Source organism: Streptomyces sp. DSM 41931, from assembly GCF_050271085.1.
GTDB lineage: Bacteria > Actinomycetota > Actinomycetes > Streptomycetales > Streptomycetaceae > Streptomyces > Streptomyces albogriseolus.
The window spans coordinates 4,798,824-4,819,970 of the sequence record NZ_CP189902.1; the positions used below are offsets into that span (position 1 = coordinate 4,798,824).

A 21,147-nucleotide genomic window follows, 5' to 3' on the forward strand; every position below is an offset into this window, starting at 1 on the left:
GCGAACGCAGATGGATCTTGAGGCTCCGGTTCGAACTTTACGTCAACTTGGCACAGCGGAGGGGCCCGGAAGAGTGATCAGAATCCGGCAACCGCGCTCGGATTCCGCCACCCCGATCCGGCCTCCGTGCAGATCCACGGCCCAGCGGGCGATCGCGAGGCCCAGTCCGGTGCCGCCGTCGCTGCCGGGGCCGTGCGGCCGGTTGACGCTGCCGCGGTTGAACCGCTCGAAGACCCGGTGCCACTCCGTGCGCGGGATGCCCGGACCCTCGTCCAGCACCTCCAGCTCCAGCGACTCCGGCTCGGCGCCCCGCCGGGCCCGCACGGTCACCCTGCCGTGCGGGGGGCTGTGCTTGACCGCGTTGTCGATCAGGTTGGCGACCACCTGGTGGATCCGCTCCGGGTCGGCGTGCGCCACCAGCTCGGGCGGCGAGACGTCCAGGTGCAGATGCACGTCCGTACGGGTGTGGCTGCCGGAGCCGGAGGCCATGCTCGCGCGGGCGGAGGCCACCATGTTGGCCTCCTTCAGCACGCCCGACAGATACGGCCACACCTCGAAGCGGCGCTTCTTCAGCGGGACCACGCCGCTGTCCAGACGCGAGAGGTCCAGCAGCGTCTCCACGAGGCGGCCGAGCCGCTCGGTCTGCTTCAGGGCCGTGCGCATCGTCTCGGGGTCGGCCTCGGTGAAGCCGTCGACGATGTTCTCCAGCACCGCGCGCAGTCCCGCGATGGGGGTGCGCAGCTCGTGCGAGACGTTGGCGACCAGCTCCTTGCGCTGGCTGTCCTGGGCCTCCAGCTCGTCGGCCATGACGTTGATCGTCTGCGCAAGGTCGCCCAGCTCGTCGCGGCGGCTCTCGCGCACCCGGCGGGTGTAGTCGCCGTGCGAGATGGACCGCGCGACGGCGTTCATGTCGTCCAGCGGGGCGGTGAGGGAGTGCGCCACGAACTGGGTGATCAGCAGCGTGGCGATCATCGAGAAGACCGTGATGAAGCGCAGCTCCGTCTTGGTGTGCACCGCGATCACCGAGAGCCCGGTGGTGATCAGGACCGAGACGACGACCAGCGCGCCCAGCTTGGTCTTGATCGAGAACGGGCGCACACCGCCCCAGGGCTGCTTCTTCCGCTGTCCGCGTCCCCCCGGACCCCCGCTCATGGCGTCGGCGTCTCCAGGGCGTAGCCCACGCCGTGCACGGTGCGGATGCGCTCGGCGCCGATCTTCCGGCGCAGCGCCTTGATGTGGCTGTCCACGGTCCGGGTGCCGGAGGCATCCGCCCAGTCCCACACCTCGGCCAGCAGCTGCTCACGGGAGAGCACCGCGCGGGGGGTGTTGGCCAGGCACACCAGGAGGTCGAACTCGGTGGGCGTCAGATGGACGTCCTCGCTGCGCACGCGCACCCGGCGCTGGGCGTGGTCGATCTCCAGCTCGCCCAGGCGCAGGATGCCGCTGCGCGGGGTGGTGGCCGCGAGGGCCGCGCGCTCCATGCGGCGCAGCAGCACGTGCACCCGGGCCGCCAGCTCGCGCATGGAGAACGGCTTGGTCATGTAGTCGTCGGCGCCGACGCCGAGGCCGACCAGCATGTCGGTCTCGTCGTCGCGCGCGGTGAGCATCAGCACCGGCACCGGCCGCTGGGCCTGCACGCGCCGGCAGACCTCCAGACCGTCGAAGCCCGGCAGCATGATGTCGAGGATCAGCAGGTCGGGCTGCCAGGCCTCCGCCGTGTCCACCGCGGACGGGCCGTCGCCCGCCGTTTGCACCAGGAATCCCTCGGCACGCAGGCGGGTCGCGATGGCGTCCACGATCGTCGCGTCGTCCTCGACCACCAGGACCCTGCGCTGCGCGCCGGGGGTGGTCGCCGCCGTGCCGTTGTGGGAGGTCTGTGTCTGCTCCATCGCCCGCCCCTGAGGTGTGCTTTTTCCGGAATCCGTGGGGTGATCCGTCGTCTGCGCATCACTGCGATCGACGCTTGAATGATCCGCGTCAGGGCAGCAGCGTACGGGGAGCCACCACGGGTTTGCTATCCAGGGCGGACGCCGATGTGCACGACGTCCGGAACGCCCCGGGCAACGGGGATCTCTTCGGTACGCACCTGCCGGAACCCGGCATTCCGCAAGGTTCCCTCGAATTCCGGTGAAGGCTTCGCGGACCATACCGCGAGGACCCCGCGCGGCTTCAACACCCTTGCACACGCGGCGAGTCCGTCCGGCGAGTAGAGCCCCTCGTTGCCCTCGTCGACGGTCCAGCCGGGTCCGTTGTCGATGTCGAGACACAGCGCGTCGAATGTGTCGCACGTCTCTTTGACATAGGCGACCAGGTCCTGCTCGACGATCTCCGTCCGGGGGTCGGCGAGCGCCGCGCCGGAGAGCTCGGCCAGCGGGCCCGAGCGGTGCCACCCGATGATCGCGGGCTCCCGCTCCACGACCGCGATCCGCCCCCAGCGGGCCTGCCCGGCCGCGTGCGCCAGGGAGAAGCCGACGCCCAGTCCGCCGATCAGCACCGCGGGGTCCGCCGTCCCCGGGTCCAGGGCCGCGAGGGCCGCGTCCACCAGAAGCCGCTCGGAGCGCCCGTCGGAGGTGTCCATCAGGAAGCATCCGTTGGCGATGATCTGCAGCAGACCGCCGTGCCTGCGCAGGACGACCTCGCCGTACGGGCCCTCGCGACGGTCCAGGACTTCGGGAGCTTCGGGAATGCCGTAGGGGGTGGACATGCGTTCATCCTGGCAGGTGCTCGTTGGCGGTGATCCGGGTCCGTGGAGCCGGATCCGTTGATCGCTCAGAGCGAACGTGGCCCCGGGAACATTCGGCGACTCCCCTGCATTGAGTCGATGTAGCTCAACTTGACTGCCGAAGGGGAGATCATGGCTGCTGAGTCCACACCGCTCGCCCTGCCCGTGCTGCCGCTCGACGACGAGGTCGTGCTGCCCGGGATGGTGGTTCCGCTGGACCTGAGCGATTCCGAGGTGCGCGCGGCGGTGGAGGCCGCCCAGGCCGCCGCCCGGGACGAACCGGGCAAGCCGAAGGTGCTCCTCGTGCCGCGCGTCGACGGCACCTACGCCGGGACCGGCGTGCTGGGCACGGTCGAGCAGGTCGGCCGGCTGGCCGACGGCGACCCGGGCGCCCTGATCCGCGGCCGGGGACGGGTGCGCATCGGCGCCGGCACCACCGGACCGGGCGCGGCGCTGTGGGTGGAGGGCACCCGCATCGACGAGAGCGTGCCCGACCCGCTGCCCGGCCACGTGACCGAACTGGTCAAGGAGTACAAGGCGCTCGCCACCGCCTGGCTGCGCAAGCGCGGCGCCTGGCAGGTCGTGGACCGGGTCCAGGCCATCGACGACGTCTCCGCCCTCGCCGACAACTCCGGATACTCGCCGTTCCTCACCACCGACCAGAAGGTCGCCCTGCTGGAGACCACCGACCCGGTGGCCCGGCTGAAGCTCGCCACCCAGCAGCTGCGCGACCACCTCGCCGAGCAGGACGTCGCCGAGACCATCGCCAAGGACGTCCAGGAGGGCGTCGACAAGCAGCAGCGCGAGTTCCTGCTCCGCCGTCAGCTGGAGGCGGTCCGCAAGGAGCTGCGCGAGCTCAACGGCGAGCAGGACGGGGAGGAGTCCGACGACTACCGGGCCCGCGTCGAGGCCGCCGGTCTCCCCGAGAAGGTCCGCGAGGCCGCGCTCAAGGAGGTCGACAAGCTGGAGCGCTCCTCCGACCAGTCGCCGGAGGGCTCCTGGATCCGCACCTGGCTCGACACGGTCCTGGAGATGCCGTGGAACGAGCGCACCGAGGACTCCTACGACATCCGCGGCGCCCAGCGGGTGCTGGACGCCGAGCACGCCGGTCTGCAGGACGTGAAGGAGCGCATCACCGAGTACCTGGCGGTGCGCAAGCGGCGCAGCGAGCGGGGCCTGGGCGTCGTCGGCGGGCGGCGCGGCGGCGCGGTGCTGGCCCTGGTGGGCCCGCCCGGCGTCGGCAAGACCTCGCTCGGCGAGTCCGTCGCCCACGCCATGGGCCGGAAGTTCGTCCGGGTCGCCCTCGGCGGCGTGCGCGACGAGGCGGAGATCCGCGGCCACCGCCGCACCTACGTCGGCGCGCTGCCCGGCCGGATCGTGCGGGCGATCAAGGAGGCCGGCTCGATGAACCCGGTCGTCCTCCTCGACGAGATCGACAAGGTCGGCTCCGACTTCCGCGGCGACCCCGCGGCCGCCCTGCTGGAGGTCCTCGACCCGGCGCAGAACCACACCTTCCGGGACCACTACCTGGAGGTCGAGCTCGACCTGTCCGACGTGGTGTTCCTCGCCACCGCCAACGTTCTGGAGGCCATTCCGGAGGCCCTGCTCGACCGCATGGAGCTGGTCCGCCTCGACGGCTACACCGAGGACGAGAAGATCGTCATCGCCCGCGACCACCTGCTCCCGCGCCAGCTGGAGCGCGCCGGTCTCCAGGCGGACGAGGTGACGATCGAGGAAGGGGCGCTGCGCAAGCTGGCCGGCGAGTACACGCGCGAGGCGGGCGTGCGCACCCTGGAGCGGTCGATCGCGCGGCTGCTGCGCAAGGTCGCGGCCCAGCACGAACTGGGGGAGCGGGAGCTGCCGTTCACCGTGGCCGAGGGCGATATGCGGGACCTGATCGGACGGCCGCACCACGTGCCGGAGTCCGCCCAGGAGCCCGCCGAGCGGCGCACCGCGGTGCCCGGTGTGGCCACCGGGCTCGCCGTGACCGGCGCCGGCGGTGACGTCCTCTACGTCGAGGCGTCCCTGGCCGACCCGGAGACGGGCGCGGCGGGACTGACCCTGACCGGCCAGCTGGGTGACGTGATGAAGGAGTCCGCGCAGATCGCGCTGAGCTTCCTGCGCAGCCACGGCGCCGAGCTGGAGCTCCCGGTGGGCGACCTGAAGGACCGGGGCGTGCACATCCACTTCCCGGCGGGCGCGGTCCCCAAGGACGGCCCGAGCGCGGGCATCACGATGACCACGGCCCTGGCCTCGCTGCTCTCCGGACGGCTGGTCCGCACGGACGTGGCGATGACCGGCGAGGTCTCGCTGACCGGGCGGGTGCTGCCGATCGGCGGGGTGAAGCAGAAGCTGCTCGCCGCGCACCGGGCCGGCGTCACCACCGTGATCATCCCCAAGCGCAACGAGCCCGACCTGGACGACGTCCCGGCGGAGGTGCTGGAGAAGCTCGACGTGCACCCCGTCACCGACGTCCGCCAGGTCCTGGAGCTGGCGCTGTCCCCGGCGACGAACGGGGCGGCGCCGGAGGTCCCGGCCGCGGCCTGACCGATGCGGCCGGATCGGGAAGGCCCGGGCTCCGTGAGGGAGGCCCGGGCCTTTCCCGTACCGCCGCCCGGGTCAGCTCCCGGCGGCGAAGATCCGCACCCCGTCGAGGGTGCCGTTGAAGCGGTCGTGGTCGCCGACCGTCGGACCGGTCGAGGTGTACTGCCACATCGTGTACGTGGTCCAGCCGGCGGGCAGTTCCCCGACGGTGGAGGCGTACCGGGCGATCCACAGCGGGGTGGTGGAGGCGAAGCCGGCGTAGTTGCCGGTGCACTGCTTCCACCAGCTGGTGGCGGTGTAGATGACGGCGTCGCGGCCGGTGCGGGCGCGGTAGCGGTCGAGGAAGTCGCGGATCCAGCTCACCATCGAGCTCGCCGACTTGCCGTAGCAGTCGTCGCCGTACGGGTTCCACTCGATGTCCAGGACGCCGGGCAGGGTGCGTCCGTCGGCGGACCAGGCGCCCCCGCGGTCCACGAAGTAGTCCGCCTGGGCGGCGCCGCTCGTGGTGTCGGGGGTGGCGAAGTGGTAGGCGCCGCGGACCGTGCCGACGTCGTAGGAGCCGTTGTACTGCTGCGCGTGGTACGGGTTGGTGTAGTACGTGCCCTCCGTGGCCTTGGCGTAGGCCCAGCGCACCCCGCTGTTCCACAGGGTGGTCCAGGCGACGTTGCCCTGGTGGCTGGAGACGTCCACGCCCTCCGTCTGGGTGGAGCGGGCGGTGGGCAGGCCGGCCTGGCCGTCGTGGGCGAGGACGCCCATGCCCATGTGGGCGGAGCCGCGCGGCGGGACGGAGGGGGCGGCGCCGTCGGCGACGGCGGAGGTCTGCGGCAGGGCGAGCAGCGCGAGCAGGACGGCGCCGGCGGTGCCGAGCGCGCGTATGCGGACGAGGCGGGATCTGTGCACAGGCATGACGCATCTCCGAACGGTCTTGGGGCGAACCCGGAATGTGACCCACATCGCATGTAGTGGGCATGCCACGTAATGGCCTGGTAGAGAAACTGCGGGCGCCGACCGCGGCGGCGGGCGGGATCGCCGCGCACTGCCGTTGGTCTACGCCTGCGAAATACTGGTGGAGCTGGGGCGACGCCGCCACTCGGCCAGAACTTTCAGAACGGGAAACCGAGGCAGGGGCCAACGTGCACGAAGACGGAAACGGCGGCGGGGACCGCGCCGCCTCGCCGGAGCCCGCGTCCGGTGTGGAACAGCCCGCGTTCCTGGCGCTGGAACGCGAGTTGACGGTCCTGCTGCGGCGCGCCCGGGCCAGCCAGGGAGAGATGGCGCGCGAGGTGCACCCCGACCTGGAGCCGTCCGCGTACGGGCTGCTGGTCCGTCTGGAGGAGTGCGGGCGGCAGCGGGCCACCGAACTCGCCGCCTACATCGGCGTCGGCAAGGCCACGATGTCGCGCCAGCTGCGCGCCCTGGAGCAGCTCGGCCTCGTGGGCCGCGAGCCCGATCCCGCCGACGGCCGCGCCTGGCTCGTCACCCTCACGGAGGAGGGCCGCCGCCGCGTCAGCCGCGTCCGCGAGGCCCGCCGCGCCCGCTACGCCGGCCGCCTCGCCGACTGGGACCCGGCGGAGGTCCACGAACTGGCGCGGCTGCTGAACCGGCTGAACCGGGGGACGGAGAAGTAGGCCCCCCGGGGCCGGGGTTTTCCACGGGGCTCGCCCCGCGTTCGGCCCGGGCGGCCGGCGGCCGTACCGGCCCGGCCGACGCACGCGCGGTCGCCCCGCCTGCGGCCCGGTGGGGGCTGATCGCGCAGTTCCCCGCGCCCCTCAGGGGGTTGTCGGCGCCGTGACGGCAAAGTGACCGCGGGAGCACTGGTCCGTTCGGGTCGCTTGTCCGCCCGCCGTGCGGGTGACGTCGTCAGGCCGGCGGCAGCTCGACGTGGACGACCGTCGCGTCGTCGTGGGTCTTGCCTCCGAGCGGACGGTCCCGCTCCAGGGCGCGGACGCGCCGCACCAGGCCCCGCGCACCCTCCTCGCGGATCACGGCGACGCAGTCCGCCCAGTCGCCCTCGCCGAACCGGTCCACCCAGCGCGTCGCGCCGTCCGTCAGCGCCGTCAGGGCGCGCACCCGGCCTCGGGGCAGGGAGACGGTGACGGCGCGTGACGACACCGACGGGTCGGCCGCGGCGGTGAAGAAGCCGCCCTCCTTGTTGCGCAGCGTCGTGTCCACGACCGTGTGGCTCGACAAGGCCGACCGGGGCAGCCGGTCCAGCCGGTCGTCCCTGACCGCCGTGACCGTGCCGTCCGGCGACTCGACCAGCAGGACCGAGTCGGACAGCACCAGACAGTCCACCGAGCCGGGTGACCAGCGGGCCAGCACCACCGTCGCCTGCGGCGTTCGTGGGTGAGAAAGGTCACAGGTCGCGGCATGGCTCCCGGCCGTGCGCGCGATGCCCCGGGACAGCAGCCCGGCCGGCGGAACATCCGGGAGGGAAACGGTCAGTTCGGTCAGCGCGCCGCCCAGCCGGGCGGTGAACCAGGGCACCGAATGCAGACAGCCGCCCCCGTCCGGCGGCGGCGTGACACCGTCCAGGACCACGAGCGCGCCGCCCTGTCCGGAGGCCGGGAGCGCGACGCTCGCGAAGTCCTCGTTGGGGCGCCCTGGATCACCGGGTTCCGAAACTAGCTCCGTGCGCATCCGGCCAGTCTGCACGAGCTCTCCACAACGACCGCCGGAGCCCGGCAACAACCGCCCGTTCTTCATGAGCGCGCAGGTCACGGGTCTGATTTGGCAGGGAATGGAGGGCTAAGGGAAGGCGTGGCGGCGAATATTGCCACCGCCCGCCGCAGACGTCCAACCGGCGTACCGCGCAGGTCCGCTGCGGGGCACAACGGAACTTGCCCCTCAACTCGCCTCCGATGTTCACTCCTTCGAGTGGCGGGTCAGGTGATGCGCATCCACTGTCCACGGCCACTGGGAGGGTCGGGGAGCGTTGGGGGCGCCTCACTGTCCGAGCGCGGCCAGCGGCTCGGGGGAAGCGCCCGCGCCTGTTGACGGAGCGTCACCCGAGCCCACGGGTACACGAGTCAGGAATGCGAGCACCGGTGCAGAAGACGCGGCCTCGTCGCAAGGACAAGCAGGCGGCCCTCACGGGGGACGCGCAGCAGACGCCCACCGTCGGCAAGGGCCGCCCCACCCACGTACGCAACCGTCTCGTCGTCGCCGTCGCCGTGGTGGCCGCGGCGATCGCCGGGGCCGGGGCGCCCTCCGTGCTGGCGGCCTCCCAGCAGCTGCACGACGCCCAGGAACTGGTGACGCTCGCCGAGCGGACCGCGGACGCGCTCACCCTGGCCCACTCCCTGGCCGACGAGCGTGACGAGGTCGTCCCCTACATCGCGGCGGGCCGCCCCAAGTCCAAGGCGCCCTCCGAGGAGCACAGCGCCCGGGTCGACCGGCAGGTCGAGGAACTGCGCGCCGACGAGGACACCTCCCAGGCGCTGCGCGACGAGCTCGACGCCGTCGCCGCCGTGCGCCGCGCCGCCCTCACCGGCAAGTCCGGCCCGCTGGAGGCGCACGAGGCGTACTCCGACGCCATCTCCCAGCTGCACAGGCTCGCCGCGCGGCTGGCGGAGGCGACCCCGCCCCGCGCCGGCTCCGGCGCCCACGCGCTGACCCAGCTGGACACCGCCGTCCAGCAGGCCGCCGCCACCCGCGGACTGCTGCTCGCCGCGCTGAACGTGCCGAGCTCCACCGAGACCGTGATCGACCCGGTCACCGGACTGCCCGTCACCGCCTCCAGCACCTCCGAGGCCGACGAGGAGCGGCGCGACGAACTGACCGCCGCCGCGCTCCAGGCCCGCGTCCGTTCCGACGCGGCCCTCGCCGACTTCCGCGACGCCGCCCCGAAGGCCGCCCGCGCCTCCTACGACTCCACGGTCACCGGGCCCGAGGTCGACACCGCCGACGAGTACCTCGAGAAGCTCACCGACAAGCCGACGCTCTCCGACGGCGAGCTCGAGACCAGCACCAAGAAGCTCGCGGCCGCGCTCACCGCGCGGATCGACATGATGCGCGGCGTCGAGGCCTCGCTGTTCGACCAGCGCACCAAGGATCTCGCCCAGCTCCGCGACGAGGACGTCACCGAGCTGGAGATCCGGATCGCGATCCTCGGCGCCCTCCTGCTGCTCGCGGTCGGCGTCGCCACCGCGATGGCCCGCACCCTCACCCGGCCGCTGTCGGTGCTGCGCCGCGGCTCCGCCCGGCTCGCCGGGGCGGAGGACCCGGCCGCCGAAGAGCCCATCACCTTCACCGGCCGCAACGACGAGTTCGCCCAGGTCGTCCGCTCCGTCAACGCCCTGCACACGCACGCGGCCGGACTCGCCCAGCGGATCGCCACGCTGGAGGCCGACCGCAAGCACCTCGTCGGGCAGCGGCAGAAGATGGCCGACGCCCGCGAGGAGCTGCGCGGCGAACTCGCCGAGGCCACCGCCCACATGGAGCGGATGCGGCACAGCATCGGCGGCACCTTCGTCAACCTCGCCCTGCGCACCCTCGGCCTGGTCGAGCGGCAGCTCGGCGTCATCGAGGGCCTGGAGGAGCGGGAGGACGACCCGGACCGCCTGGCCACGCTGTTCAAGCTCGACCACTTCGCCACGGTCATGCGCCGGCACAGCGAGAACCTGCTGGTCCTCGCCGGCACCGAGCACGGCCGGCAGACCGCGGGCCCGGTCCCGCTGGTCGACGTCGTACGGGCCGCGGTGAGCGAGATCGAGCGGTACGAGCGGGTGCGGATCGCGGCGCTGCCGCCGCACGCGCACATCGCCGGGTTCGCCGCGGACGACCTGTCCCACCTGCTCGCCGAACTCATGGAGAACGCCACCGCGTTCTCCCCGCCCGACATGCCCGTCGAGGTCTCCGGCTGGCTGCTGGAGAACGGCGAGGTGATGCTCTCCGTCCAGGACGAGGGCATCGGCATGGCCGAGGACCGGCTGGAGCGGCTCAACACGCGGCTCTCCGAGTTCGACCCGGAGGCGGCCTACGAGGCCGAGTCCGACGACGGTCTCGGTCTCGGCCTGTACGTCGTCGCCCGGCTCGCCCACCGGCACGGGGTGCGGGTGCAGCTGCGCAAGCAGAAGCAGGGCGGGATCGCCGCGGTGGTCGTCCTGCCGGACCCCCTCCTGGCCCCGGCCACGCCCACGGCCGTCCCCGCGTCCGTCCCCGGCGCCGCCCACACGGTGTCCCTGCCGGGCGCCGACTCGGAGGCCAACTCCAACGTCCTGCGCGGACGCGGCACGTCGGGCGACCTCCTGGTCGATCTGGCCGAACGCTCCATCGAGGCCCGAGCCGCGGCGGAGGCGTCCACGCCTGAGACTCCCTCGTCGGAGACGCCTACGGCGTCGGGGGAGGCGCCGGGCGCCAAGAACACCGCGGAGGCCGCGGACACCACGGCGGCCGCCGGTGCCGAGGCGGAGCCGTCGGCCCCGCAGGCGGCTGCTCCTGACGCCGCCACGGAGCCGGCTCCGCAGGCCGGCGCCCCCGCGCAGCCGGACGCGGAACCGGGCCAGGGCGCGCCCGTCGCTCCCGGGACGCCCGGCGTCGATACGCACCACCCGGACGCCGTCGCGGGCCCGGATGCGCCCGAGGCCGCGTCGGCCGCTTCCGGGGCGCACGGCGCCGTCGCGGACCCTGAGGCACGCGAGGCCGCGCCAGGTGCCGACGCGCCCGCCGGCGCCGGTGACGTCGACGAGGCCCGGTCGCACGACGTCCCCCCGGCCCGTGCGAGCGAGCCGGACGCCGGCCGTACCGTCCCCGCGGAGCGGCCCGCCGAGACCACCATGGAGCTGTTCATCCCGGCGCAGCCGGACGGAGGCGTACGCCCGGGCGCCGGGCACGAGCCCGAGGTCCCGTCCGCGCCGGCACCCGGGGGCCCCGCCCCCGACAACGCGCCGGAACCCGGGGGCCCCGCCCCCCGGCCCTCCCTCGCCGACGACGCCGAAGGCGGGCCCGAGCACGCGCGGGTCGCCGACGGGCCCGTCGACGAGGAACCCGTCACCGCCAAGGGGCTGCCGAAGCGGACGCCGAAGATCACCGCGCCGGTCGCTCCCCCGCGGCCGCGGTCCGGATCGGTGGACGCCGAGGCCCTGCGCAGGCGGCTCGGCGGCTTCCGCCAGGGCGCGGACGCCGGGCGGCGGGACGTCGAGGCGGAACTGGCGGCCGAGCGGTCCCGCGGGGACCGGACGCCCTCCGGGACGGACGCCGCAACCGAAGAAGCCACGGGGGGCACTGTCGAGGAGGCAAGCAGTTGACCGCGCCCAGTACCTTCGGACTGAGCAGTGAGGCCCGCAACCTGCACTGGCTGCTGACGAACCTCGTCGAGGAGGTGCCCGGCATCCTGTCCGTCGCGGTGGTCTCCTCGGACGGCCTGCTGCTCCTCTCCTCGGACGAGACGCTCGCCCGGGCGCGCAGCGGACCGGATCCGCAGCGGCCCGGCCCGCGCGGCTCCTCCGCCGACCTCGCCACCGTCGTGTCCGGCATCGGCAGCCTCACCGTCGGCGCCTCGAAGCTGATGGACTACGGACCCGTCAAGCACACGATGGTCGCCATGGACGAGGGCAGCCTGTTCGTGATGTCGATCAGCGACGGCTCGCTGCTCGGCGTGCACGGCTCGGCGGAATGCGACATGAGCGTCGTGGCGTACCACATGGCCCTGTTCGTCGGCCGCGCCGGCCACGTCCTGACCCCCGAACTCCGCAGCGAACTGCGCAAGAACCTGGAGACCGCAGGGAGCGCCGAGCACGAGTCCGCCGGGAGCCCCCGATGACCAGCGCCCCGAAGCACCACCTCCCCGTCCGCGGCGGGGACCGCAAACCCGCCCGTGTGCGCCCCTATTCGCTCACCGGGGGCCGCACCCGCTTCGGCCACGTGCTGCTGGTCGAGACGTTCGTCGGCGCCACCGCCGGCACCGCCGCGCTCGAGGCCGCCGAGGAGCGCAAGGAACTCACCTCCGGCGGCCTCGCCCGGGTCATGCCGGAGGTGCGGGCCATCGTCGAGCTGTGCCGCCGCATGCGGACGGTGGCCGAGATCGCCGCGCTGCTGAAGATGCCGCTCGGCGTGGTCCGCGTCCTGCTGAGCGACCTCGCGGACCAGGGAAAGATCCGTGTCTACGGGACGGGCACCGGCCACGGCACGGGCCGCCCGGACCGCGCGCTGCTGGAAAGGGTGCTGAGTGGACTCCGCCGTCTCTGACGCCGCACCCGGCGTCACCCCGCTCGTCCAGGGGGACGAGCCCCTGCTGCCCTGGCAGACGGACCCCACCCGGGCCCCGATCGCCACGAAGATAGTCGTGGCCGGCGGCTTCGGCGTCGGCAAGACCACCCTCGTCGGCTCCGTCTCCGAGATCACGCCTCTGCAGACCGAGGCGCTGATGACCGAGGCGAGCGAGGGCACCGACGACCTCACCGCCACGCCGGGCAAGTCGACCACCACCGTGGCCATGGACTTCGGGCGCATCACGCTCGACGACGACCTGGTGCTGTACCTGTTCGGCACGCCCGGCCAGCAGCGGTTCTGGTTCATGTGGGACGACCTGGTGCGCGGCGCGATAGGCGCCGTGGTGCTGGCCGACACCCGCAGGCTGAAGGACTGCTGGCCGGCGCTGGACTACTTCGAGAGCTGCGGGATGCCGTACGTCGTGGCCGTGAACCACTTCGACGGCACCGAGCGGTACGAACCCGAGGACGTGCGGGAGGCCCTCACGATCCCCGCGCACATACCTGTCATGATCATGGACGCGCGCCGCCGGATCTCGGTCATCGAGACCCTCTTGTCCCTCGTGGGCCACGCGCTCGACGAAACCCCCGAGTAGCCCCTTAGGAGCGTCCCCCGTATGCGGAAGATACTCGTCGTCGGGGCCGGCCAGTCCGGTCTCCAGCTCGCCCTGGGACTCCAGTCGCACGGGTACGAGGTCACCCTCATGTCCAACCGGACCGCGGACGAGATCCGCACCGGCCGGGTCATGTCCACGCAGTGCATGTTCCACACCGCGCTGCAGCACGAGCGTGACCTCCAGCTGAACTTCTGGGAGTCCCAGGCCCCGAAGATCCAGGGACTCGGCGTCTCGGTCGCCGCCCCCGGCTCCTTCGACCCGGGCCCCTCCCAGCGGGCCGTCGACTGGCTGGGCCGCCTCGACGGGTTCGCGCAGTCGGTGGACCAGCGGGTGAAGATGGCCGGCTGGATGGAGACGTTCGCCCAGCGCGGCGGACAGCTCGTCATCCACGGCGCCGCGGTCGGCGACCTCGACTACCTCTCCCGCGCCTACGACCTGGTGCTCATCGCCGCCGGCAAGGGCGAGCTGGTGCAGATGTTCTCCCGCGACCCCGAGCGCTCCCCGTACAGCACCCCGCAGCGCGCCCTCGCCGTCGCCTACGTGCACGGTCTCGGCCCGCGCCCGGAGCACCCGGACACCGAGGCGGTGCGCTGCAACCTGGTCCCCGGCGTCGGCGAGATGTTCATCATGCCGACGTACACCACCTCCGGCCGCGCCGACATCCTGTTCTGGGAGGGCATCCCCGGCGGCCCGCTCGACGCGTTCGCGGGCGTCAAGGACCCGGCCGAGCACCTCTCCCTGACCCTGGAGCTGATGGAGAAGTTCCTGCCCTGGGAGTACGCGCGCGCCACCAAGGTCGAACTGACCGACGCCGGCGGCACCCTGGCGGGCCGCTACGCCCCGACCGTCCGCAACCCCATCGGCCGGCTGCCCTCCGGCGGCCTGGTGCTGGGCGTCGCCGACGTCGTCGTCGCCAACGACCCGATCACCGGCCAGGGCTCCAACTCCGCGTCCAAGTGCGCCGCCGCCTACCTCGCCTCGATCCTCGAGCACGGCGACAAGCCGTTCGACGAGGAGTGGATGCAGGGCACCTTCGACCGCTACTGGGACACCGCCCAGCACGTCACCAAGTGGACGAACGCCATGCTCGCCCCGCCGCCGGAGCACATCCTGAACCTGATCGGCGCCGCCGGCCAGCTCCAGCCGGTCGCCGACCGCTTCGCCAACGGCTTCAACAACCCGGCCGACTTCGAGAACTTCTTCTACGAGCCGGAGAAGACGAACGCCTACCTGGCCGAGGTCTCCGGCGTGGCCGGCGCGTAGACGGCGCCGTACCCCTCGTCGGACCCGTCCGTCGCCCCCTCGGGGAGCTCCGGCGGCACATAGTGCTCCAGGGGCTCCCCGCCGGGGTCGGGCCGCACCGCCCCCAGCACCGGGTTGGCCGCGACCGGCGACACCTTGATCCGCGCGCCGGGCCGCGGCGCCTGCACCACCATCCCGTCGCCCAGGTACAGGGCGACGTGCGTGGCGTCGTGGAAGTACACGACGAGGTCGCCCGGCCGCAGATCCACCAGGTCGATCCGCTCCAGCCGCGCCCACTGCTCCTGGCTGGTCCGCGGCACCTCCGCGCCGGCCGCGCGCCACGCCTGAGAGGTCAGCCCCGAGCAGTCGTACGTCTCCGGGCCCTCGGCGCCCCACTCGTAGGGCTTGCCGAGCTGCTCCACCGCGTACCGCACCGCCCGCTCACCCGCGGCGGACGGCGCGTTGGCGCCGCTCAGCGCGCCGGACGCCACCAGCGCCCGCTGTGCCTCGTCGACCCTGCCGCGCTCCAGCTCGGCCAGCTCCGCGAGCTGGTCCGCCGTGAGCGACGCCAGCAACTCCTCGACGTCCCGCAGCCGTTCCACCACCTGGTCGCGTTCCTTCCCGCGCCGCTCGGTGAGCGCGATCCGCTCGTCCAGCGCCTCGCGCGCCCGCCGCGCCAGCTCGTCGGCCTGGCGCGCGTCACCGGTCAGCCGGCCCACCGTCTGCGCCCGCTCCCGCGCGAGCTGCCCGATCACATGCCCCTGTTCCAGCGCGCGCTGCGGGTCGCGTGCCAGCAGCAGACGCACATAGGGGGAGAGGCCGCTCAGGGACTGGTACTGCTGCCGGGCGAGCCGTCCGGCGGCGCCCCGGCTGTCGTGCAGGGAGAGCCGGGTGCGGGCCAGCGCCTTCTCCAGCCGCTCGGTCTCGGCGCGCTGCTCGGCCAGTGCCTCCTCGGTGGCGTTGTAGCGCTCGGTGGCCTTCTCGGCCTCCCGGTACAGGGTCTGAAGGTCCGTCAGCAGTTCCGGGACGGAGCGGTCGCCGGTCGCCGCGGCGGCGCCGCCCGGCTCCGGGACGGCCGCCGCGGGCAGGGGCGCCAGCACGGTCCCGGCCGCCAGCGCCGCCGTACACACCAGACGCAGAAGCATTCCTGACACGCCATCACCTCCGACGCGGGGCGGCTCGTCCGCTCCGCACCGCGAGCATCAGGGGGGTGTGCGCGGTCCGCTCGCCGAGTGTGCGCGGTTCGGCGCAACGGGGTCACCCGTCGGCGTCGTCCGGCTTGCCCTGCGGCGTGGCGTCCGGACGCGGCGTGGGCCTCGACCACGGCCACCGCCGCTCGCTCCCGGCCCGGCCGGTGGGGTCGTAGAGGTACTTCCAGCGGGCGGTCAGGCCGGTGAGCGTGCTGTTCCCGCGCGGCACCCTCCGGTACACCAGCACGGTGGGCGGGCCTCCGTCCGGCGCCGGGACGGGGATCCGGTACGTCTTGGGCGGGTGCCCGGTGATGCCGAGCAGCACGGGCAGGACGCGCCCGTCCATGGGGCCGCCCTCGAAGGGGGTGTCTTCGCTCTTCACCCGACCAGTCTCGGCCATCGGCCGCGGGTCACAGGTCCGCGGCCAGCGCCTGCACCAGGGCGTCGGTCTGCGCGTCCCGCCGCGCGGTCACCGTCAGCAGCGCCACGAACTGCTCCACGAGCCAGTCCCGCAGCTCCTCCGGCGGCGGCTGCTTGTCCTCGTCGAGCCAGATCAGGGAGGCGGCCTCCACGGCCGTGATCCACATCCGGATGGTCATCCGCAGCCGGGGCCCGGGCTCGTCGACGCCGAGATGGCGGAGGATGTGCTCGGCGGCGGCCCGCCGCACCCCGTCCACGATCGCGGTCGTACGCGAGGTCTCCACCACGCTGCCGCCCTGGAGCAGGGCGCTGAAGCCGGCGTCGTGGCGGCCGACGAAGGCGAGGTAGCGCTCCACGGCCCGGGTCAGCCGGGGGAGCAGCGGGCCCACCTGCGGTTCGTCGAAGCAGTCCCGCAGCTCGTCGGCGGCGGACTTCAGGGCCGCCTCGTAGAGCTGCTGCTTGCCGCCGGGGAAGTACCGGTAGACCAGGGGCCGCGACACACCGGCCGCCTCCGCCACGTCGTCCAGCGACACCTCCTCGGGCGCCCGGTGGGCGAACAGCGACAGCGCGGCCTCCAGCAGCTGGCTGCGGCGCTCCTCGACACTGAGGCGCCGGTAGGCGGGGGTGGGGGCCTGCGAGGTCATGTCCGCAGCGTAACCGGCCGTCCACAACGCCCGCCCGGCCAGGCCGATGTCCGGCCCCCTGGGACCCGCCGGACCGGACCCCGTCCGGACACCGGGCCCGGCTACGCCAGCAGTCCCGAGGACCGCCAGAGCCGGCGGCCCACGCCGCGCAGGACGCCGATGTCGTCCAGGAAGTCCGTGAGCTTCTTCGCCCCCTGCTGCATCACCTCGCGCCGGTGCGCGCTCGCCCGCACCTGGGCGACGGCCTCCCGCCGGTCCAGGCCGACGTTCGTGTAGACCTGCGGGTTCACGAACGCCACCGAGAACACCCGGGCGAACTCGCCCGACGACACCCGGGTGAACTCCTGCGACCAGCGCGGCGCGGTCATCATCTGCCGCCGCAGCTCCTCACGGGCGTACCGGACGTGCCGCGCCTCCTCGATCACATGGATCCGGGTGACGCCCCGGATCAGCGGCTGCACCCGCTCGTCGGGGAACGTCAGCCGCTGCATCCAGTCCAGCACCTCCTCGCCGAGGAGGGTCGCGGTGAACGAGCCGGGGGTGGTGGAGATCGTCTTGAACAGGCGCCCCAGGTTGTGGTGGACGCGGCTCACCGGGTACCAGGGCGTGCCGCTGTGCGCGATCACCCGGGCGAACATCTTGGAGTGCCGGCACTCGTCCTCGATCTCGGTGAGGGCGTACCGCACATGCGCGCTGGTCGCGGACTTGTCGTAGATGTGGCGGACCAGCAGCTGCATCAGGATCAGCTCGAACCAGATGCCGAGGGAGGCGAGCGCGGCGGCCTCGTGCCGGGAGAGCAGCAGGCGCTGCTCCTCGCTCATCCGCCGCCACAGCGGGGTGCCGTACAGCGACACCAGCTCCGGCGGCCAGAACCACTTGCCGTCCTCGAAGGCTGCCTCCCAGTCGAGCTCCGTGTCCGGGTCGAAGGAGTGCTTCGCGGAGGACTCCAGCAGCCGCAGGGCCACCGCCTCCCGGTCCTTGAGCTGCCCGAGGGCGTCCCGCAGCCCGTCGAGCGCGTCGGTCTCCGACAGGGTCGTCATGGCGGTTCCACCTCGGGCGCATCGGGTTACCGGCAGGTCACCTTTATGAGACTGCCTGTCAGCAAGCCCGTCAATCCCTCACGCACGACTTGTCGCCGACCGGTCCGCGCCCTGCCTCTCCCCGGCCGCGCCGGGCGGGAAGGAGGTGCGCAGGGTGAAGGCGTACGGGGTCGGGCCGTGGGCGCGCAGGCGCAGCAGCCGGTTCTCGGCCTCCGCGACGGAGGGGCGGTGGCCCGCGGGCACCCACCAGAGGGTGGTCATGGCCTCCTCGACCCGCTCGAACCACTCCCGTCTGCGGCTGAGCATCTCCCGGTGCCGGCCCCGGTACATGAACGCCGTCAGGGCGTCCTGGTCCCGCCACACCGACATGTTGATGATCAGCCACGGGTCGCCGAAGACGGAGATGGCCGTGGCGTCGCCGTCGTCGCTCTGCAGCCGCCACACGAAACCGTCGGCGGCGTCCGCGTCCGCGTTGACCGGGTCCAGGTTGTCGACGAAGTCCTTCAGCAGGGGAGTGTCCAGCGGTGCCTTGAGCCGGGCGATGTTCACTTGGGCGAGTTCGTATGCGGTCATGTACCGAACGTTAGGTCGGGAGTCGTGGGGCGGGGCACCCCCGTCTCACCAACCGGGCACCGACGTGCGGGAGTTCGCCTCACCGTCGCTCCGGTTCCAGCACCGCCTCCATCACCGCCCGCGCGACCGGGGCCGCCGTGCCGCCGCCGCTGATCTCCCGCCGGCTGCCCTCGGCGTCCTCCACCACCACCGCCACCGCCACCCTCGGCTCCATCTCGTCCTCGCGCTGCGCCCAGGAGATGAACCACGCGTACGGCGTGCCCGAGTTGCCCAGCCCGTGCTGGGCGGTGCCGGTCTTCCCGCCGACCACCGCGCCCCGGATCGCCGCCTTCCTGCCGGTGCCGTCCTCGACCACCCCGCGCATCAGCTCCCGCAACCGCGTCGCCGTCGCCGGGAGCATGGCCCGCCGCACCGCACCCGGCCCCGCCGCGGACACCGTGCCGCCGCTCGCCCGCGTGGTCCGCTCCACCAGGTACGGCTCGCGCACCTGCCCGCCGCTCGCCACGGCCGCCGCGACCATCGCCATCTGCAGTGGCGTGGCGCGCGTGTTGAACTGCCCGATCGACGACAGCGCGAGCTGCGCCGCGTCCACCGTGGTGTCGAAGGTGCTGGGCGCGATCCGGAACGGGATGCGCAGGTCCGGATCGTTGAAGCCGAAGCTCTCCGCGGTCTGCCGCATCCGCGCCAGCCCCGTCGTGACGCCGAGCTGGGCGAACACCGTGTTGCAGGACCGCACGAACGCCTCCCGCAAGGGGGCGTTCCGGCACATGCCCGCCCCGTTGACCAGCCGCGTCGTCGTCCCCGGCAGCAGATACGGGTCGGGGGAGCGGGTCGGCTCGTCCAGACCCCTCACCACGCCCGCGTCCAGCGCGGCCGCCGCGGTGACCACCTTGAACGTCGACCCCGGGGGGTAGGTGCGCCGCACCGCCCGGTTCAGCATCGGCCGGTCCGGGTCGGCGTTCAGCCGCGCCCACGTCTCCCGCGCCGTCCTGCCGTTCCCGGACAGCGGCTCCGGGTCGTACGACGGCACCGACACCAGCGCCAGGATCCGCCCGGTCGACGGCTCCACCGCCGCCACCGCCCCCTTCCGCCCGCGCAGGCCCTCGTACGCCGCCCGCTGCGCCCGCGGGTCGATCGTGGTCAGCACGTCGCCGCCCGCGCTGCGGGAGCGGGTGAAGTCGTTCCACAGCGGCAGCGGCGCCAGCACCGGGGCGGCCCCCGACAGCACCGCGTCCTCCGTGGCCTCCAGCAGCGTCGTGCCGTACTCCTGCGAGGCGAAGCCGGTCACCGGCGCGTACAACGGCCCGTCCCGGTAGGTCCGTTCGTACCGCAGGTGCTCCCCGGTGTCCCGGGACCCGGTGACCGGGCGGCCGTCCACCAGGATGTCGCCGCGCGGCTGCTGGTACCGCACGATCACGGCACGGCGGTTGGCCGGGTTGGCCTCGTAGTCCTCCGCGTGCAGCACCTGCACCCGGGCCGCGTTGACCAGCAGCGCCACCAGCAGCAGCGCGCAGAACAGCGCCGCGTGCCGGATGTGCCGGGTCACCGGAGCGCACCCGGGGCGGCCTGCCGCCGCGCGCAGTCGCTGAGCCGGACCAGCAGCGCCACGATCGCCCAGTTGGTCACCACCGAGGAGCCGCCCTGCGCCAGGAACGGCATGGCCATCCCGGTCAGCGGGATCAGCCCGGTCACCCCGCCCGCGATCACGAACACCTGGAGCGCCACCAGTGAGGCGAGCCCCACGGCGAGCAGCCGCCCGAACGGGTCGCGCAGCGCGAGCCCGGCCCGGTAGCCGCGCTCCACCAGCAGCCCGTACAGCAGGAAGATCGCGGACAGTCCCGCCAGGCCCAGCTCCTCGCCTGCCGTCGCCAGGATGAAGTCGGACTTCACGGCGAAGCCGATCAGCACCGAGTGTCCGAGCCCCAGCCCCGAGCCCAGCATCCCGCCCTCGGCGAAGGCGAACAGCGACTGGGCGAGCTGGTTGGGGCCCTCGCCCGCCTCGATGGAGGCGAACGGGTGCAGCCAGGTCTCGATCCTGTGGTGCACGTGCGGCTCCAGCCGGCCCACCGCGACCGCGCCCAGCGAGGCCAGGAGCAGCCCCACCGCGATCCAGCCGGTGCGGCCGGTGGCGACGTACAGCAGGACCACGAAGAGACCGAAGAACAGCAGCGAGGTGCCGAGGTCCCGCTCCAGGACCAGCACGCCCACGCTGACCAGCCACACGGCGACGATCGGGCCGAGCACCCGCCCGGTGGGCAGCTGCATCCCCCCGACGCGGCGGCCCGCGTAGGTCAGGGCGCCGCGGTTCGCGGCCAGGTACGCGGCGAAGAACACCGCCAGCAGCACCTTCGCGAACTCGCCCGGCTGGATGGAGAATCCGGCCACCCGGATCCAGATGCGGGCGCCGTTCACCGCGGGGAAGAGGATCGGCACGGTCAGCAGCACCAGCGCGACGGTGACGCAGAGGTAGGTGTAGCGCTGGAGCACCCGGTGGTCGCGCAGCACCAGGATCACCGCGATGAACAGCGCCACCCCGAGCGTCGACCAGATCAGCTGGGCGGGGGCGGCCCGGTCGCCGGGCGTCTCCAGGTCCAGCCGGTAGATCAGCACCAGGCCCACCCCGTTGAGCAGCACCCCGATCGGCAGCGGGAGCGGGTCGGCCAGCGGGGCCCGCCAGCGCACCGCCAGATGGGCCAGCACGGCGAGCACACCGAGCCCGGCGCCGTAACCGGCGGCGCCGGGCGGGACGGTGCCGTTCCTGGCGAGACCGACGGCGCAGTAGCCGTACACCGACAGTCCGACGGCCAGGACGATGAGGGCGAGTTCCACACCGCGGCGCCCGGTGAGACGGACGGCGGGCGCGGGCGGGTCCGCCGTCGCCAGGGTGATACCGGCCTTGCTCATGTCCGGAACTTACCCACATGCGACGCTTCGCGTGGTGCGC

General features: G+C 73.2%; 19 protein-coding genes. 7 read left to right on the forward strand and 12 right to left on the reverse strand.

The genetic code is table 11. The annotated features are described in order from the left end of the window. Positions 1-42: 42 nt before the first annotated feature. The 3 genes from ACP7TJ_RS22390 to ACP7TJ_RS22400 all read right to left on the reverse strand — a co-directional run bounded on the left by ACP7TJ_RS22390 (position 43) and on the right by ACP7TJ_RS22400 (position 2,704). Positions 43-1,152 carry a HAMP domain-containing sensor histidine kinase gene (locus ACP7TJ_RS22390; protein WP_093767000.1) on the reverse strand — a complete coding sequence of 370 codons (1,110 nt, stop codon included), beginning with the start codon at positions 1,150-1,152 and terminating at the stop codon, positions 43-45. Continuing rightward, on the reverse strand, positions 1,149-1,889 hold the full coding sequence (locus tag ACP7TJ_RS22395; RefSeq protein WP_093767001.1) for a response regulator transcription factor: 741 nt from the start codon (positions 1,887-1,889) through the stop codon (positions 1,149-1,151). The genes ACP7TJ_RS22390 and ACP7TJ_RS22395 overlap by 4 nt, the downstream gene beginning before the upstream one ends. Positions 1,890-2,014: 125 nt before the next feature. Beyond that, entirely contained in the window at positions 2,015-2,704 is a 690-nt protein-coding gene (locus tag ACP7TJ_RS22400) for a spermidine synthase (RefSeq protein WP_427764873.1), read from the reverse strand. A 150-nt stretch (positions 2,705-2,854) separates the two neighbouring features. Here ACP7TJ_RS22400 and lon point away from each other — a divergent pair, with 150 nt between their 5' ends. Then, on the forward strand, positions 2,855-5,269 hold the full coding sequence (gene lon / locus ACP7TJ_RS22405) for an endopeptidase La (RefSeq protein ID WP_427764876.1): 2,415 nt from the start codon (positions 2,855-2,857) through the stop codon (positions 5,267-5,269). Between the two features lie 72 nt (positions 5,270-5,341). Here the strand turns inward: lon and ACP7TJ_RS22410 are convergent, their stop codons facing one another. Beyond that, positions 5,342-6,172 carry a lysozyme gene (locus ACP7TJ_RS22410; protein ID WP_427764879.1) on the reverse strand — a complete coding sequence of 277 codons (831 nt, stop codon included), beginning with the start codon at positions 6,170-6,172 and terminating at the stop codon, positions 5,342-5,344. A 227-nt stretch (positions 6,173-6,399) separates the two neighbouring features. Between ACP7TJ_RS22410 and ACP7TJ_RS22415 the strand changes: the two genes are divergently transcribed. Then, on the forward strand, positions 6,400-6,894 hold the full coding sequence (locus tag ACP7TJ_RS22415) for a MarR family winged helix-turn-helix transcriptional regulator (RefSeq protein ID WP_367542615.1): 495 nt from the start codon (positions 6,400-6,402) through the stop codon (positions 6,892-6,894). A 232-nt stretch (positions 6,895-7,126) separates the two neighbouring features. On the opposite strand, the gene ACP7TJ_RS22420 is transcribed toward ACP7TJ_RS22415, so the two are convergent. Further along, positions 7,127-7,906 (reverse strand): hypothetical protein, encoded by a 780-nt coding sequence (locus ACP7TJ_RS22420; RefSeq protein WP_387583876.1) that lies wholly within the window; start codon positions 7,904-7,906, stop codon positions 7,127-7,129. Between the two features lie 407 nt (positions 7,907-8,313). Here ACP7TJ_RS22420 and ACP7TJ_RS22425 point away from each other — a divergent pair, with 407 nt between their 5' ends. From ACP7TJ_RS22425 to ACP7TJ_RS22445, 5 genes are read left to right on the forward strand one after another with little or no spacing between them, the layout of a single operon-like run. Beyond that, complete coding sequence (locus ACP7TJ_RS22425) at positions 8,314-11,514, forward strand: nitrate- and nitrite sensing domain-containing protein (RefSeq protein WP_427764882.1); 3,201 nt, start codon at positions 8,314-8,316, stop codon at positions 11,512-11,514. Then, positions 11,511-12,029: a roadblock/LC7 domain-containing protein gene (locus ACP7TJ_RS22430; RefSeq protein WP_093767008.1), complete on the forward strand. Its 519-nt coding sequence runs from the start codon at positions 11,511-11,513 to the stop codon at positions 12,027-12,029. The genes ACP7TJ_RS22425 and ACP7TJ_RS22430 overlap by 4 nt, the downstream gene beginning before the upstream one ends. Further along, positions 12,026-12,454 (forward strand): DUF742 domain-containing protein, encoded by a 429-nt coding sequence (locus tag ACP7TJ_RS22435; RefSeq protein WP_093767009.1) that lies wholly within the window; start codon positions 12,026-12,028, stop codon positions 12,452-12,454. The genes ACP7TJ_RS22430 and ACP7TJ_RS22435 overlap by 4 nt, the downstream gene beginning before the upstream one ends. Further along, positions 12,435-13,073 (forward strand): GTP-binding protein, encoded by a 639-nt coding sequence (locus tag ACP7TJ_RS22440; protein WP_167744618.1) that lies wholly within the window; start codon positions 12,435-12,437, stop codon positions 13,071-13,073. Before ACP7TJ_RS22435 ends, ACP7TJ_RS22440 begins: the two co-directional genes overlap by 20 nt. Before the next feature lie 21 nt (positions 13,074-13,094). Then, on the forward strand, positions 13,095-14,357 hold the full coding sequence (locus ACP7TJ_RS22445) for a styrene monooxygenase/indole monooxygenase family protein (RefSeq protein WP_093767010.1): 1,263 nt from the start codon (positions 13,095-13,097) through the stop codon (positions 14,355-14,357). Here ACP7TJ_RS22445 and ACP7TJ_RS22450 read toward each other — a convergent pair. From ACP7TJ_RS22450 to ACP7TJ_RS22480, 7 genes are all read right to left on the reverse strand, one after another. Next, positions 14,321-15,490, reverse strand: a complete 1,170-nt coding sequence (locus tag ACP7TJ_RS22450; protein ID WP_427764888.1) for an NlpC/P60 family protein — start codon at positions 15,488-15,490, stop codon at positions 14,321-14,323. The two genes, ACP7TJ_RS22445 and ACP7TJ_RS22450, sit on opposite strands and share 37 nt — an antisense overlap. A gap of 103 nt (positions 15,491-15,593) precedes the next feature. Continuing rightward, positions 15,594-15,908: a hypothetical protein gene (locus ACP7TJ_RS22455; protein ID WP_266548903.1), complete on the reverse strand. Its 315-nt coding sequence runs from the start codon at positions 15,906-15,908 to the stop codon at positions 15,594-15,596. Positions 15,909-15,936: 28 nt separating this feature from the next. After that, entirely contained in the window at positions 15,937-16,590 is a 654-nt protein-coding gene (locus tag ACP7TJ_RS22460; RefSeq protein ID WP_167744622.1) for a TetR/AcrR family transcriptional regulator, read from the reverse strand. Between the two features lie 101 nt (positions 16,591-16,691). After that, positions 16,692-17,630 (reverse strand): AurF N-oxygenase family protein, encoded by a 939-nt coding sequence (locus tag ACP7TJ_RS22465; protein ID WP_367542621.1) that lies wholly within the window; start codon positions 17,628-17,630, stop codon positions 16,692-16,694. A 78-nt stretch (positions 17,631-17,708) separates the two neighbouring features. Continuing rightward, positions 17,709-18,203, reverse strand: coding sequence for a DUF3291 domain-containing protein (locus ACP7TJ_RS22470; RefSeq protein WP_193458981.1), 495 nt, complete (start codon positions 18,201-18,203; stop codon positions 17,709-17,711). 79 nt (positions 18,204-18,282) lie between these two features. Then, a complete protein-coding gene (locus ACP7TJ_RS22475) occupies positions 18,283-19,749 on the reverse strand; it encodes a penicillin-binding transpeptidase domain-containing protein (RefSeq protein ID WP_387791075.1) in 1,467 nt (488 codons plus the stop codon). Next, on the reverse strand, positions 19,746-21,107 hold the full coding sequence (locus ACP7TJ_RS22480; protein ID WP_266400706.1) for an FtsW/RodA/SpoVE family cell cycle protein: 1,362 nt from the start codon (positions 21,105-21,107) through the stop codon (positions 19,746-19,748). Before ACP7TJ_RS22480 ends, ACP7TJ_RS22475 begins: the two co-directional genes overlap by 4 nt. Positions 21,108-21,147 lie beyond the last annotated feature (40 nt).

Coding starts and splice junctions, on each gene's coding strand:
- ACP7TJ_RS22420 (WP_387583876.1), bottom strand. CDS start 7,906: ATGCGCACGGAGCTAGTTTCGGAACCCGGTGATCCAGGGCGCCCCAAC.
- ACP7TJ_RS22410 (WP_427764879.1), bottom strand. CDS start 6,172: ATGCCTGTGCACAGATCCCGCCTCGTCCGCATACGCGCGCTCGGCACC.
- ACP7TJ_RS22390 (WP_093767000.1), bottom strand. CDS start 1,152: ATGAGCGGGGGTCCGGGGGGACGCGGACAGCGGAAGAAGCAGCCCTGG.
- ACP7TJ_RS22435 (WP_093767009.1), top strand. CDS start 12,026: ATGACCAGCGCCCCGAAGCACCACCTCCCCGTCCGCGGCGGGGACCGC.
- ACP7TJ_RS22460 (WP_167744622.1), bottom strand. CDS start 16,590: ATGACCTCGCAGGCCCCCACCCCCGCCTACCGGCGCCTCAGTGTCGAG.
- ACP7TJ_RS22480 (WP_266400706.1), bottom strand. CDS start 21,107: ATGAGCAAGGCCGGTATCACCCTGGCGACGGCGGACCCGCCCGCGCCC.
- ACP7TJ_RS22395 (WP_093767001.1), bottom strand. CDS start 1,889: ATGGAGCAGACACAGACCTCCCACAACGGCACGGCGGCGACCACCCCC.
- ACP7TJ_RS22465 (WP_367542621.1), bottom strand. CDS start 17,630: ATGACGACCCTGTCGGAGACCGACGCGCTCGACGGGCTGCGGGACGCC.
- lon (WP_427764876.1), top strand. CDS start 2,855: ATGGCTGCTGAGTCCACACCGCTCGCCCTGCCCGTGCTGCCGCTCGAC.
- ACP7TJ_RS22470 (WP_193458981.1), bottom strand. CDS start 18,203: ATGACCGCATACGAACTCGCCCAAGTGAACATCGCCCGGCTCAAGGCA.
- ACP7TJ_RS22445 (WP_093767010.1), top strand. CDS start 13,095: ATGCGGAAGATACTCGTCGTCGGGGCCGGCCAGTCCGGTCTCCAGCTC.
- ACP7TJ_RS22400 (WP_427764873.1), bottom strand. CDS start 2,704: ATGTCCACCCCCTACGGCATTCCCGAAGCTCCCGAAGTCCTGGACCGT.